The 14,383-nt window shown below is 30.7% G+C and carries 9 protein-coding genes; 2 read left to right on the forward strand and 7 right to left on the reverse strand.

Features of this window, described 5'->3' with window-relative positions:
• Window positions 1-8: 8 nt before the first annotated feature.
• Entirely contained in the window at window positions 9-920 is a 912-nt protein-coding gene (locus HYG87_RS00535) for a DUF5655 domain-containing protein (protein ID WP_211533298.1), read from the forward strand.
• A gap of 69 nt (window positions 921-989) precedes the next feature.
• Here HYG87_RS00535 and HYG87_RS00540 read toward each other — a convergent pair whose 3' ends face one another.
• The 7 genes from HYG87_RS00540 to HYG87_RS00570 are packed head-to-tail and all read right to left on the reverse strand — an operon-like array spanning window position 990 to window position 12,666.
• The gene (locus HYG87_RS00540; RefSeq protein WP_211533299.1) at window positions 990-1,799 is read right to left on the reverse strand and encodes a hypothetical protein; all 810 of its coding nucleotides are present in this window, start codon (window positions 1,797-1,799) and stop codon (window positions 990-992) included.
• Window positions 1,783-2,295: a DUF1802 family protein gene (locus HYG87_RS00545; RefSeq protein ID WP_211534171.1), complete on the reverse strand. Its 513-nt coding sequence runs from the start codon at window positions 2,293-2,295 to the stop codon at window positions 1,783-1,785. The genes HYG87_RS00540 and HYG87_RS00545 overlap by 17 nt, the downstream gene beginning before the upstream one ends.
• A gap of 4 nt (window positions 2,296-2,299) precedes the next feature.
• On the reverse strand, window positions 2,300-2,713 hold the full coding sequence (locus tag HYG87_RS00550) for a DUF365 domain-containing protein (protein WP_211533300.1): 414 nt from the start codon (window positions 2,711-2,713) through the stop codon (window positions 2,300-2,302).
• A 21-nt stretch (window positions 2,714-2,734) separates the two neighbouring features.
• Window positions 2,735-6,817, reverse strand: a complete 4,083-nt coding sequence (locus tag HYG87_RS00555; protein ID WP_211533301.1) for a helicase-related protein — start codon at window positions 6,815-6,817, stop codon at window positions 2,735-2,737.
• A gap of 15 nt (window positions 6,818-6,832) precedes the next feature.
• Window positions 6,833-9,343, reverse strand: coding sequence for a DUF1156 domain-containing protein (locus tag HYG87_RS00560; protein WP_211533302.1), 2,511 nt, complete (start codon window positions 9,341-9,343; stop codon window positions 6,833-6,835).
• Window positions 9,344-9,355: 12 nt separating this feature from the next.
• The gene (locus HYG87_RS00565; RefSeq protein ID WP_211533303.1) at window positions 9,356-9,772 is read right to left on the reverse strand and encodes a hypothetical protein; all 417 of its coding nucleotides are present in this window, start codon (window positions 9,770-9,772) and stop codon (window positions 9,356-9,358) included.
• Entirely contained in the window at window positions 9,769-12,666 is a 2,898-nt protein-coding gene (locus tag HYG87_RS00570) for a DUF499 domain-containing protein (RefSeq protein WP_211533304.1), read from the reverse strand. The genes HYG87_RS00565 and HYG87_RS00570 overlap by 4 nt, the downstream gene beginning before the upstream one ends.
• A gap of 457 nt (window positions 12,667-13,123) precedes the next feature.
• Between HYG87_RS00570 and HYG87_RS00575 the strand changes: the two genes are divergently transcribed.
• Complete coding sequence (locus HYG87_RS00575) at window positions 13,124-13,918, forward strand: hypothetical protein (RefSeq protein ID WP_211533305.1); 795 nt, start codon at window positions 13,124-13,126, stop codon at window positions 13,916-13,918.
• Window positions 13,919-14,383 lie beyond the last annotated feature (465 nt).

The following is a 14,383-nucleotide window of genomic DNA, read 5'->3' on the forward strand; positions in this document are numbered from 1 at the left end:
ATTAATAGATGTTATTTTCAATTGAAGGGGAAGAATTAAAGAAAATAAATCAAATTGATTTTAAATTAGAGAAAAATATTCAGAAAATAACTGAGAAAAATATAGGCAAAATTTTTGGTTTGGATTTCGTCAAATCTGAATTTAAGCTTAATGATTTACGGATGGACACTCTAGCCTTTGATAAAGAGACCAAATCATTTGTAATTATTGAATATAAAAAAAGTTCTAATTTTTCTGTAATTGATCAAGGCTATGCTTATCTTGCGCTTCTTCTAAATAATAAAGCAGATTTTATTTTAGAATATAATGAATCTACAGATGATTTTTTAGGTAAAAATGATGTGGACTGGTCTCAATCACGAGTGATATTTATTTCTCCTAAGTTTACAAAATACCAAAGACAAGCCATAGAATTCAAAGATTTACCCATAGAATTATGGGAAGTTATTAGATATGAAAATGATACAGTTCTTTTTAACCAATTAAAAGCCCCTAAATCAAGTGAGTCCATTACCAAGGTTAGCTCTAAAAGTGAAATTGTAAAAAAGGTTACTGATGAAGTAAAAGTGTATACTGAAGAGGACCATCTAAAAACCACATCAGATGATGTTAATGAATTATATAATGAATTAAAGGAAAGGATTTACAGTTTAGGTGATACTGTAGAGATTAGGCCTACAAAATATTATATTGCCTATAAATCTAACACTAACTTTGCAGATTTACGTATACAGAAAAGTCAGATTAAAATATGGCTGAATGTTCGGAAGGGTGATTTAGATGATCCTAAAGGTATCACTAGAGATATTTCTAATGTAGGTCATTGGGGAAATGGCGATTATGAAATAAAAATAAAACCTGAATCTGATTTGGATTACATAATGACCATTATTAGGCAATCTTATGAAATTAATTCTTAAATTATCGAATGGTAAAAAATGACCAAGTTCTCAGAAAAAATAAATTACACATGGAGGGTATAATCGTTATCAATCTAGTAGTATGGGTTTTTTACTTTTCTCCAGACTATGTTCATTAAAACATATTTTATTTTCTCTGGTTTTGGAATGTTTCAGCACTCTTATGAAAATTTTTCTTTCGTATGCACGATTAAATCCTCCTAGCATGCCGCTTTCGTTTAAAACATGCTTACCTGGAAGAGCTTTATTTAATATTTTTTTGTATCCTTCCTCAGAAAATAAATTATCGTATACATCACCAAACTTGGCACATTCTACACCCCTTTTACGGGTTAACTCATATGTAGCCTGAAAAACAATATCTGCAATATAATTCCTTTTACCATTTTCTCCTATTTCAACATTCTTCAAAAAAGCACGGAATATAACATCTTTTTTGTTTAAAGAATCTATTTTATTCTTCTGTGGTTTCAGAAACTCATAAATCCTTTCACCATCACATAGAATAATTCCTATTCCTTCCGTTTTACATAAGTCTATGTCAATCTTATTGTTTTCTTTAAAATCGTCACTGTAATAATCAAAAACATAAACATTGTCTGCATATTCCTTAAGAGAAAGTGCTTTTTCATAAAACTTAAAAAAATCTTTCTTGTTGTCCTGTTTAAATCTACCAATTATGAAATGAATAATCTTTTCATCACCAGATTTAGAGATACCAAAAAAATCAACCTTAGTTCTACCACCTAAAGAAAGATCCCAGCCAATATATTCCTTAAAACAATCCTTATCTTTTTGCAGGAAAACTCCCATCAAATAACCTAGATTTAAATTCATATATACATTAACCCCCATTTTTAGATTATTTAATTTTCCCATAAATCTCATTAAACTCAGAATCACTTAAAACAGGCTTACCTTTCAAAGAAACCCCTTCACTTACATTAGCATACAGTAAACCCCGGGTCCTATCTAACATAACCGGTTCATCCAATTCATAAACCCTCAGAACCCACACATAACCTTTACCTGAACCCAGATATGATTTAACATGATCATTTGTCCAGATATGATATTTATTTAAGGATCCAATCCTGGTGGAAGGTTTTTCTACTACTTTTTCTACGGTGGCGCAGTACTTTACTTCACTTTTACCATTATTTTGCTTAGGAAGGGCATTTTTTTCAGCAAAGGATTGATATTCCTTTTTAAAGCTCTTTAGGAAATCATCTTTCATAGTGTAGCTGGTGGTGGGGTATAAGAGGAACTTATCTACACTGGTGTTATATTTTCTAATTAAAATGGTTTGTTTTCCCTTCCCCAGTGCTTCTAAAGTGGCATTCCATTCATTAAGACATTTGGTTATAGATTCCATCATTTTAACCCCGGTTTTTCTCAATAATCCTGAATTCGTCCTCATAGATGTATTTACCACTTATGGCCACGAATCTTTTAGGCGCCACTTTTTTAGAAAATAACTGGAAGTTTTCAAATTCAATCACATTCATCTGGCTGCGGCCCTTAGAGTATTCCTTGAATTCATCTGGTGTAATCATCAGCTGGTCGTTATATTTATCTAAAATTTCCGCTGGTTTCATCTTCAACACCTGGATGATATCTGCCCAGCCGGTATAGGCTTTGGCCCCGTGGGATTCATAGATAACGAATTTATCCCCTTTTTTAACTTTTCCCAGATGCGTTTTTCCTACAAAGACTGTTTTCCCCTTATGGTATATCCTTTCTGCATATTCGGTGGGTACTGGATGTGTAACCCCTTTTATTTTTTTCTCCATATTTTTCACCCCTTAATAATATTATGAAGGAAGTAATATTTCAATTGCTTTTTTTATGTCCCTTTCTAATGGTAAATATAATTCTGGATCAATTCCATAGTGATAAGAAATCCATCTAACTGTACTTCCATCGACTTCCCTATAGAAATAACAAGCTTCTTCACTTGTTTTGCTGCTTTCTAATATTTTAAAGAAAGGAAGTATTTGCAAAGGCTTTAGTTTATCTTTATTTATTAAATAAAGAGTTTTAGTTTTTAATGAATTATCAGTTTGCAATTTCATGGTGATAAAAGGAGTTCTGGTGCCTATTATTTTTCTTACATCATATTGATAATGATCTTCTAATCTAGTACCTTCCTGGGGCATAATCAAAATATTGTCTAAATAAATATTAGAAATAGTTCTCCACGTCCGATAAAGCTGTTTTTCTAAGTATTGAAGAACTTCTTTTTCAATTTCTTCAGATGAATCTCCTCCATGTCCTTTATGCCTATTACGATAGTCTTTAACATCATTAAATAAGTTGTATAATTGCTTGTTGGTCATTAAATCAATAAATTCTCTGCTTTGACCAGTTATATCTAAAAATTTCTCAAATAATAGTCTATGGTTTTTAGATCCGCTACTGGATAAGAACCTGATTTTTTTAGCAATTCTACCTCCAAATGTATACCATTTCCCAAAACTAGTTTGTATTATCCATTCTACACGATCTTCCAGAATATTAGGATCTTCCAGAATGTTTCGATCATTTTTTAAGGCTTCCGCAGTTAGACTAACAATAATAGTACCATGGAATTCACATAAAGCCTCAAAGTAATTAAATAAAATTTTTACTTGTTTAGAAGTATTTCTCTCAGCATAATATTTCCATAAAATAGATGATAATGGATAAGGTAAGTTTTCTATCCAATTCACAAAATCCGAACTCATTAACTGATCCATTATATCAGAACTACTTTCTTCTTTAGCTGGTTCAGGAACTATCAATTTAGTTTTAGTTGATTTTATAGCATCATCAAGACCCGAAGGATCAATAACAACTTTATAATCATCAAAATGAATAGTTTTGGCCACTTCACTTAAATTATTATACGGATCCCTTATTTTGGTTAATTCTGGATCATCCAGAGCATTTTTCACCACATATAAATGGTAATTATCTGGATTTTCCGATGCCACTCTCCATTCATTTGAAGATATTTGAATATTACCTTCTGTTTTAAATGATTTAGCTTCAATCATCCTTTTTTCACTATCAGATATTGTTAAAAGATCATAACCTCTAAATTCTTCCTTATCCAATGAATTATAAACAGTTTCCCGACCCCATTCTTTTTCTTTTTTGATTATATAGTCCACACCAGCTTTTTCAACTTCCTTTTTTAGTTTTTCTATATCCATATCATTAACACCGGAAGCTTTTTCCGGTTTAATCACAATCCCACTAGATAGCGGTCCACATAACTCCCATCGAATATTTCGAGAAGACTCTAATTCTGAAACAATTCTTAGATGTTCAGCCCTCAAAGAACTTACATTTTCTGCATGACCTGGAATTAAGAAGCGCTGACCTTTTTCTTTAGCTTTTTCGATATTTCGCTCTTCAATAGCTATTTTACATTCATAATCAGCATTAACTCTTTTTAAATCTAACTCTAGATCTTTTTCATGCTTATTTTGAGCAAATTTTTTCAAATCCTGAATCTGAGGATCAATTTCCCTTTTTATTTCCGTAAAATTCACAGTATCTAAAAAGTCCATAAATTCCTGTGGAATATAATCTTCCTCTAAAGTATCATAATCCCATATCTGTAAGGGATCTATTACTTTTGCTTCTTTCTCATTCATAAAAATAAGAATAGGTTCAGCATAAACTTCTTGATCTTGAGCATCAAAAAATCTTAAAATATAAGATAAAAGAAGTCCATTTTCTTCACCTTTCAATAGGCTTATACCTTCAAAATTCATGGATTTTTCCAAGGCCATACTAAGTGCGGGGTTTCCTAGTGCCACATATTCATATTTTCTTTGGGCATCTTTATCAAAGGTACCCTGAAAATCGTAGACTTTATTTTTATAGGGAGGAATATTTTCGGTGCATTTCGGGTCTGCACTAATATCCACCTCATTAAGATACAAAATATGCGTATTTTTCCCAATAGGATCATAAGATCCATTTTCTCTATTAGATAAATAACTTAATAAAAATCTTTCCACATCAAACTTAACGACACCGCTTTCTATGCTCCTAGTAGCTCTTAAAACTTCAGTCAAATCAAAACGATTTTTAATCATGTAATGTTCAATATTATCTATTAATAATAGTTTTTCTTCAATTAAACCTTGTACTCTGTCAGATGCATCAGTATCACCTACTGTACGAGCTATTTTAAAGATTTCCATCATTTCTTTTTCAGAAATTAGAGAACCAATAACATCTACGGTCCGATCACCAAAAGCTAAGCGTATTTCTTCTAATTTTTCCACTAACTTCTCTAAAACATGATTATCAATGGCAAATCCTGTTTTATAATTATAAATAAAAACAGGCTTTTCCTGACCATAACGATAGGCTCGCCCAATCCTTTGTTCTAAACGATTAGGATTCCAAGGAAGCTCGTAATTAACTACAATATTAGCAAATTGGAGGTTAAGACCCTCACTAATAGCATCAGTACCAATTAAAATATTAGCAAAATTTTCAAAATTATCTCTTTGAAGTTCCCGCTCTTTAATATCCATACTACCATGGATTTCTACTACACTAAAACCTTCTTCTTCTAATATTCTTTTAAGATTAAACAAAGTAGGTTTAAATTCAGTGAAGAGGATAATTTTATCTTCCGGTCTAGTCCTTCTAAGTTCTTTTAATCCTTCTATTAATTTCAGGCTTTTACTATCTTCATTAGAATCAACTAAATTCTGACCCATTGATATTAATTCTTCCAGTTCTTCAAGTTCTTCTTTTAATTCATCACCAATAGATGCAGTTGACCCAATGATAATGTCGTCATCTTCTTCTCTGGTTTTTGCATCTAAATCTTCTGGATGTTCAAAATAGATGCTTTCATCTTTAGTTTCTAGGAAAGGTTCCCATAGTCTATTTTTTCTATTTTTTAGAGCTTGTAAACCGGCATAAATGGAAGATGAAACCATTCTATGTAAAATATATAGAGCTAAAACAGCACTAGTTTTATTTCGTTCTTCGGCTTTACGGTAGTATTTGTTTACATAAGCACCCATGGCATCGTAGAACTCTTCTTCTTCATGATTAAAATCAATATCAATAGTGTATGGATCTTCCCGGTGGGGGAATATATTCTGCCCTTTAAAATTAGTTATTTCATTTTTCATTCGCCGGATCATGATAGGATCTAGATAACGTATAAGTTCATAACGATCTTCAGTTAATTGTAAATTTTGATCGAGAAGTCCTAAAATGTTTAAAAAGTTTTCTAACTTACCATCGTGAGGGGTAGCTGTAGCAAGAATTAAATTACTGGAATTTTCACTTAAAACTTCACCTAAAGCAAATCTTAAGTTACCATACTTTAATTTGTGAGCTTCATCAATAATTACTAAATCCCAGTGGGTATCTTTTAATAATTCTAATTTTTCAGGATTTTTAGCATAATCCATCGAAGTTATACATTTATTCACGTGTTTAAATGGATTATCCAATCCCACTTTACCCCTAATAATTTCAAAGCTTTCCCCAAATTTATATAACAATTCCTCTTGCCATTGGATCTGTAAACCAGCTGGACACACAATTAACACTTTTTTGATTCGAGAAGATAATAGAAGCTCTTTTAATACCATACCAATCATAATGGTTTTTCCTAACCCTACATCATCTGCAAGAAGTACCCTTATTCTTCCATCAGTATCTCCATGAGGCCGCAGCATATTCATCATTTTGACAAAACTCTCAATCTGGTGAGGCAGAGGATCAATCCTACCAGTGGCCACACAAGATAAAGGGTCAAAAAGATGTTTGAGGTGGATACGATAAGCATCCACAGCTAGCTTAAGCTTAAGAGAAGGTTCAATTTGGTCATTTTCAAGTCGGGACTTTATTTCTTCTAAGGTTAGGACCATTTTATTCGCTCCTATCTAATCAAATGTTGTTTGGCCTTTTTCAGGGATTAGGTCAGCTGATTTTCCGAGTATCTGCAGAGCTATTTGTTTTTCGGGATCTCCTGATTCTAAGTGTTGGAATGATTCTAGAATGTTAAAGATTTCTCCTTGACTGTAAGGAATATCTGCTAAAACAGACTCAAATTCTCTCATTCCACCTTTATCATAAGCTAGCATCCCTAATTGAACAGCGTCAATAAGATTTTTGACCTCAATATCTTCTCTTTCATCAAATTTAAGGATTTTAATACCCTTCTTGCTTCCTTTTGTAATGGAAGATATATTTCCGCTGGATTCTAGTAATTTTAGGTCAATACTGAGACTTTTTGATATTAAGTTGGCTGTATCGAAAGACATTCCATCTAATTCACTCAATCTACAGTAAGTATAGAATCTGGTTGGACTATCTAGGCTTTCAGAATTTTTCAAGAATTTTTCAAGAATGTATTCCACGACATAAATCTCTACAAGTTCTAAAATATCTTTAACGGTCATCTCACCGGTATAACTTTTAATTTCTGAATATTGTGTTAAAATGTCGAGAGTTGCTCCCATTGCTGAAACAGTTATATCTGCACCTCTTAATCCATAGTCCCAAAATTCTTGAAGTCTTGCTTTAAGATGCTCTTCCACGTCTCCTTTGATTTCTTCTATATATCCTGTTTTATCTTCTTTACGTTTCCTTGCTACAATAACAATAGAAGACATAATTGAAGCATTTCCTCTGGATAATGGATTATTTGGATTTTCAGTATGTATTGGCCAAGTTGCAGTTATTCTAAATTTTGCAGTTCTTAAAGAGTTTACTACAAAATCCCATGCTTTAACACTGCTATGTGCAAAATACATTATTAATATCCCATTTTCGGTCAATAAAGAATTCATTTTTTGACATGAAACATTAAAAAGATGTTCAAAAACGTCTTTTGATCTTTTTTTACCAACAGAAAGATCTTCTGATTTTTGAATTTCGAGGGGTAATTTAATTATATTTTTCAAAGCTCTTTTTTCAAAAACATAAAAGAATTCGCTTAATTCTGCATATTGCACATCATCAAAATATGGAGGATCTGTTACAATAATAGGAGTATTTAATTCAAGCTCAGTAATAGATTTATTCTCAATTAAAATGTTGGTATTAGATTCTAACTTTTCTACAGAGTATTTTAAAGCTTTATTAATATCATTTATCATCCCTATAAGAGTACCTGAGCTTTTTACAAAAGGATTAACTTCAGAATGATCCCAAAACATCGAAGGTCTTCTTGTTGTTAAAGCATGTGCAATTTGTTGATTTAGTCTATGCCAACTTGTTGATCTACAGTTATAATCTATATGTTTTCCTAAAATGAAAGACATTGAAATTATTACTGCTCTTTTGTATTCATCATCTTTATTCAAATTTGAGGAATATAAACGGATATATCTTATTAATGATGAGAACAATATAAGTTGTCTTGGATTTAAAATTCTATACCAATACTTTAAATATCTATAAGTTGGGACTTCTCCCTCAGGCATTTCTTCAAGAGGTATTAAATCCTCTTTTATTAATAAATCCCAATGCTTTTCTAAAAATTTTTTAGATTCTTCTAATGCATCGATATTTGTTTTGTCTGGTAAAACGTAGGATTTTCCGTTTTTATCGAGTAATACTAAGGCTAATAATATTTCTTCATTATTTTCAAAAATTTCTTTTTTAATGATATCATTCTTAATAACATTTCCACATTTAATGCATTTTGCATTACCTCTTTTTACAGTTCCATCAGGAACAGCATCTCCTGTTTTTATTTTAAATTTAACTATATTACCTTCAATATAGGGATCCAAAAAAATCTTTTTTTTTCGAGAAAGTGACCATTGTCCAACTAATGGGTTTTTTAGTCCGCAATCAGGACACTTAACAACCCACGCATGAATATATGCGGCCACATCTTTGTTTTCATATTTTGGATAAAAATCTTTTAATTCATTATAAGATTTATCAAATATCCATTTTAATCCATCTGAAACATCTTTTAATAATTTTTCTTTGTATTTTAAGGGAAATTCTAAAGATCCTTTCAAAATTAGGTAAGATACAGGATTATAATCATTTGCAATTACATTACATCCCATTCGCAGTGCTTCAAAGGGTATTGATCCACCACCCGCAAATGGATCCATTATTGTTGGAGATTCAGTATCCCATAGTTCATAAGAATATTTACGGATTTTTTCGTACTCACTTTTTTTTAAGTTATAATTATGAGATCTCTTATCTTTGTTAAGATACAATAACTTTTTAAAATCATTTATATCATAATTTTCAGGTAATAATGCACCAAGGACAGTTGCTCTAGAAGCAATAAGGGGTTTTCTTGTCCACCAATAATGTAACATTGATCTTGCAGGTTTAGCATTTCCCAATTTCTCTTTTTTAGCCTCAGCACTAATCTCCTCAACAGGTAAAAATGTCTCAATTAAAGTCCTCTTTTCTTCCATTCCCTCACCCTTTTATAAATACATGGCCTTAAAAGCTGTTAAAGCTTTATTTTTTAATGAAAGGATCTTCCATACCCAGAAAGATACTTCTTCATCAGATAATCTTCGTAAATTGTCAAAAGCTTCTTCAATTCTTAATCTGTCCTCAATACTGGATGCTAATTTCATGGCCACTAATATTCTCATCCCTTCATCAACCTTGAAATCAAATTCATCGCCCCATGATAATTTTTTCAAGCCCTTTTCTTCTTGAAGCCTATCTGCAAAATTTTTGATAATTTCACTACGCCAGGAAAAAATTATGCTTATCGGGGTGGAATAATTTCTATTTATGCTTTCAATATGCTCAAACAGTTGTATACTCCTGTTTTTACCTTCTTTTAGTTTTAAAGAGTAATGAATACGTTTATCATTGGGATATATTTTCAAATTCCCACCTTTTCACTCGTTATAATTTCAGCTTTAAATTCAATTTCATCTTCATAGGCCTTTAATCCTTTAAATGATTCAATTAAAGAAGATACATCAATTCCATCATCATAATCAAATTTAATCGTAGTTACCACATCTTCTTGAACTAAATTGGATAACCTTTGTACAATGTCTGATAGCTCATTAACATCAACTTTCTCAGCTTCTTTAATGTTTAAACCAATTTTATCTCCCTGCATAGAAGCTTTTATCTTTGGATTATATCCTGTGGTTAATGTACTAAGTCTAAACCTGGCAGCTTGAAGTGTTTGAGTTGTAGGCAATCTAAATTCAACTTTTTGGAGTTTAAATGCTTGTTCTTCTACATCCTCTAAGAATTCATCAATGGAAGTAAAAGTTAATTTTTTAGTGATTATCCATTTTCCACACTTTTCACATTTTTCAGAGCCTTTAGGATTTTTAGTCTTACAATAAGGGCATTCAATATCCTCTTTATCGCCAGGTTTTCGTGGTGGTTCTGGAGGTTCAACAGTGTCAAAAGATTCACCACAACAAGTACATTTAACCGCACTCTTAGAGTTTCTTCCTTTGCAGTGTGGACAAACTTTAGTATTTTCCACAATATCATTTAATTTATCAAAAAGTTCATCCGCCAGATTTTTAGGCAATATTTGGTAGGCATCTTTAACTCCGCCTTTTATGGGCTGTTTATATTCAAAATCATTAGTGATAGTATCAAATTTACAAAGATTTATTTCACTAATATCCTGCATGGAACCTTTATATGAAGCAAATAATCCTTGATCAACACCATTATTAACTGAATTTTTAAGTATTTCCTTATTTTTTGGTAAAGGCAGGGAAGGATTATTCTGGAATCTTTCATAAAGATCTGAAAAACTAATAGCCTTTTCTTGTAAAACTCTATCTGCAATAAAAGAAGGATGTAAATCTTCTAAGATTTTATCTGCCTTTTTAAGAGCTAAATAAACCTTTTCAGGTAAATTTTTAGCTCCTTCTAATCCACTTTGCAAGGTGATATATTTCAAATCGTTACCTTTGGGATAGAAAATCATAGAATAACAGAGTTCAATAGTACTATTGGAATTACTATTGGTTTCCTTTTCATACTCTTCAATTTTCTTTTTATAAGTTTTTAGTTGTTCTTTAGTATCTGTAGAAGTTTTTAAATCTTTTATAGCAAGATAAAGGGCAACAGTATCTTCCATTTTAGAGATTCTTTCCTTTTTAGGAACTAATAAATAAATAAGGTTTTGTTTTTCCCTGAAATTTTGGCCTTCTTTTTCTACAATATCTTTTAATCCTTCAGAAGGTTTTCCGCCTTCAGTTGAAGGTAAATATTGATAATCAGTAACGACTAATGTGGGTTTAGTGGGGTTTTTCACATCAGATTCCCAAACTCTAACATCAAATATATCTGTTCTGAGCATTTTACTTAGTCTAGATTTAATTTCCTTTTTCTTTTGTATTCGGGAAATACGTGTTTTGGCATCATTAATTAATTTTTTTATAGATATATCAACCGTAAAGTACCAATGACCAGCGGTTTGTTTGAAGTACCATAATCCATCAATACTATCCATTTTATCAATTGATTCTTCCACATCGCCGGGATAAAGGAGTTTAGGTACCGATACTGCAAGTGCTATGTCTTTAATGGTTGCCCCTCTACTATAATCTTTAGTAGAACCAATTAATGTGTATAAATAGATGGTTGTTGCAATTCTTACATTAGATCCCATATAGGTTATAGGTTCTAGGGCTTGAGCACGGGCTTTATGATCTTCATTGACTATATCTGTGCGAATGACATTTTGGAACTCGCCACGGTCAATTCTATTGGTCAATTCATTGTAAATAGAATTATCTAATAGATCAATAATACCTGGTGTTATAATTAGATCAATATCTAAATTATTCCTCTTTTGATAAACACGCTTGATTACATGTGAGAGTAGTCTTAAAACTCCTCTAGTTTTATTAAACTCACTAATAGTTGCTATCCTATCATATAATATATCTATAATTATTGGATGGAATGGATAGGCTTTTTCTAACGATTTAAAGTATTCTGTTGATTTAACAACTTCCGGTAAATAATTGGAATTTTTTGTGTAGAATGATTGAATTTCTTCTGCTACCGCAATAGCTAAATTCTCATCAATATTTTCAAATAACCTCTTTTTAACAATAGTATAAACATCATCCTTTCGTAATGGAACTACAAAAGAACCTTCACGTGCAATAATTGATCTCACACTTTCTTTATAGCCTTCTAATAACTCTGATTGTTTTATATAGGCAGGTTCAAAACCAGGTAAGGTTAAAACCATCATTGCTTTTTCGGTCTTGGAAATGGCTTCAGTGATGTTATGTAGAAAAGATATAGTTATATTAGATAGATTAGTATCTCCAACTTTTATTCCTTCAGAATCTTTCAAATAGTTTACTAATTCATCCAATAATATTAAAACAGGCTTATTTTGATTTTCAAGAACTTCAGTTAGAACTTTAGTGGTGGGGCGTTGCATTTTTTTATCATATTCTTCGAAACGATCATAACAGTTTAGCTGTCTACCTATTTCTCCCCAGATGGTTTTATATTCACTTTCAATTCCACTGAGGTCTCTGGCATCAATAGATACCATAGATACTTCAGGTATTTCTGTCATTTCTCTTTGCTTTAGTAGCTCCTTTATGTTCTCATTTTTTTTTAGCAACCAAGAGTTTTCAAATAAGTGATACAAAGCTACTAAAGTGTGAGTTTTACCTCCACCAAAAGTGGTATCAATAATCATCAGGGGTTTGGCCTTTCCCGTACCTAGTCTTTCTAATGATTCACCTAGAATACCTTTTAAATTATGAGTCATATGAGTTAATTTAAAGAATTCTTGAGAATTTTGGTACATAGGATCCGCTTTTCCCTGTAAAAATGAGAAAAAGCTTACTACAAATGAATTCTCTTGAATATTACCTTCTCTAATGTTTTTTCGTGGAACTAGTTTGCCAGTTTCAAACGCTTCTTTAAGTTTTAATACCAATATGAACACCCCTTAAACAATCTTTTTTTTTAAATGATTTTTTTTATTAGATTAAAGCAAATTAATTATTAATACTATTGAATCCACATCAAATATTATATTTTCTATAAATTATGGTGGGAATATCCTATTTTAGTAATCATATTTAAATATTAAGTAATATTATATTTGTAAACTTGTCTATGATAAAATTAATATATACTTGTATATATATAGTATTTAATAATCATAGACAAATGTAAAAAAATTTAATCACGTAAAAATTTTGTTGCAAGGAAATAATATCATGATTAATTTTGAAAGGGACTTGTATCCCTTAGTAGAAAAATTTTTAATAGAAAATAAAAATTGCGTAAAAGAATATGTGGGAAATGAACTGCATATGGGCTCTGATAGAAGAATGAGAGCTGATGTTTATGGATACTATAGGAAAAACAATTCTCAGGTGATTTATCTTTTAGAAGGTAAGCACTATTTAGATGGAAGAAGTAATTTTAGTAAAGTATTATGTGAAGCTATTCCTATTTTAGAATTTGCTGATTATGTTTACATTTTTGGTATGAGTGAAGAAAACTTCGAACTTCAAAATAAAAAATATTATGATATATGTAAAAGATTAGGCATAGGTATACTCATTCTAAATGAAAATGGGGATATACTTGAGATTTTAAAACCAGAAAAGAATATTATAGACCCCTTTGATAGAAAAGAAATTTTATTTAGAATTTTTCTAAAAGGAATTCAATCCCCCATTGCTAATTTAATTCTTCAAGCAACGGGTGAATATATCCAACTTAATTCCATAGAAGATGGATGTGTTCCTTTCATCGAAGTTTATAATGAATTATTCTCTAAATCAGAATATAAAGATATATTAGATCAAATACTCAATTATAAATATGCTTTAACTGATATAGGTATGCGGAAGGCATTTCAAAAAGAATTTGGCAATTCAAAATATGTAAAAATTCAATCTATGAATAGAAGAGTTGATGATTATATCTGTATAAAAGAAGAAGGAATTAAATTAATAAAAGAACCAATTTTATTACGTATTATTGAAAAATCAAAGAAAATTTAATTTAATATAATCCCTTTTAGAATACAAATATACAAAATCTTAAGCCATAAACAAGTTTATCTAAAATATAAAGGTGAATTCATTCTTTATAAGAATTGGCAGCAGTAATGAACCATTAAAACCTCCCGAAGATGCTGAATACATACTAGAACATTTTAATTAACTATATTATCCTGGGTTTTTAAGATTCATTTTTCATAATAAATTTTTATTTACTTTTCAACTCATTTTTAATGGCATCTATTATAAATGCACTTAGACTGCTTGCTTCATCGGTTTGATTTTTTGATCTAAGTCTAAGAGATCATCTAACTCTATTGATACACTTTTTGCTACCATCAAATCAATCAGCTTTTAATTAAAACCTATCCAACAAATAAGGATTTTTATCAATAATAAATAATCTGAGCTAAAAATGAAATAACAAAACAAAACAAAAAAATGATTAAAATTTTTAGATAAGAA

The sequence above is a fragment of the Methanobacterium alkalithermotolerans genome, assembly GCF_018141185.1.
GTDB lineage: Archaea > Methanobacteriota > Methanobacteria > Methanobacteriales > Methanobacteriaceae > Methanobacterium_F > Methanobacterium_F alkalithermotolerans.

Bases quoted from the DNA above. Each gene is read 5' to 3' on its own strand.
- HYG87_RS00535 (WP_211533298.1), top strand. From the start codon at position 9: ATGTTATTTTCAATTGAAGGGGAAGAATTAAAGAAAATAAATCAAATT.
- HYG87_RS00540 (WP_211533299.1), bottom strand. From the start codon at position 1,799: ATGGGAAAATTAAATAATCTAAAAATGGGGGTTAATGTATATATGAAT.
- HYG87_RS00545 (WP_211534171.1), bottom strand. From the start codon at position 2,295: ATGGAATCTATAACCAAATGTCTTAATGAATGGAATGCCACTTTAGAA.
- HYG87_RS00550 (WP_211533300.1), bottom strand. From the start codon at position 2,713: ATGGAGAAAAAAATAAAAGGGGTTACACATCCAGTACCCACCGAATAT.
- HYG87_RS00555 (WP_211533301.1), bottom strand. From the start codon at position 6,817: ATGGTCCTAACCTTAGAAGAAATAAAGTCCCGACTTGAAAATGACCAA.
- HYG87_RS00560 (WP_211533302.1), bottom strand. From the start codon at position 9,343: ATGGAAGAAAAGAGGACTTTAATTGAGACATTTTTACCTGTTGAGGAG.
- HYG87_RS00570 (WP_211533304.1), bottom strand. From the start codon at position 12,666: ATGACTCATAATTTAAAAGGTATTCTAGGTGAATCATTAGAAAGACTA.
- HYG87_RS00575 (WP_211533305.1), top strand. From the start codon at position 13,124: ATGATTAATTTTGAAAGGGACTTGTATCCCTTAGTAGAAAAATTTTTA.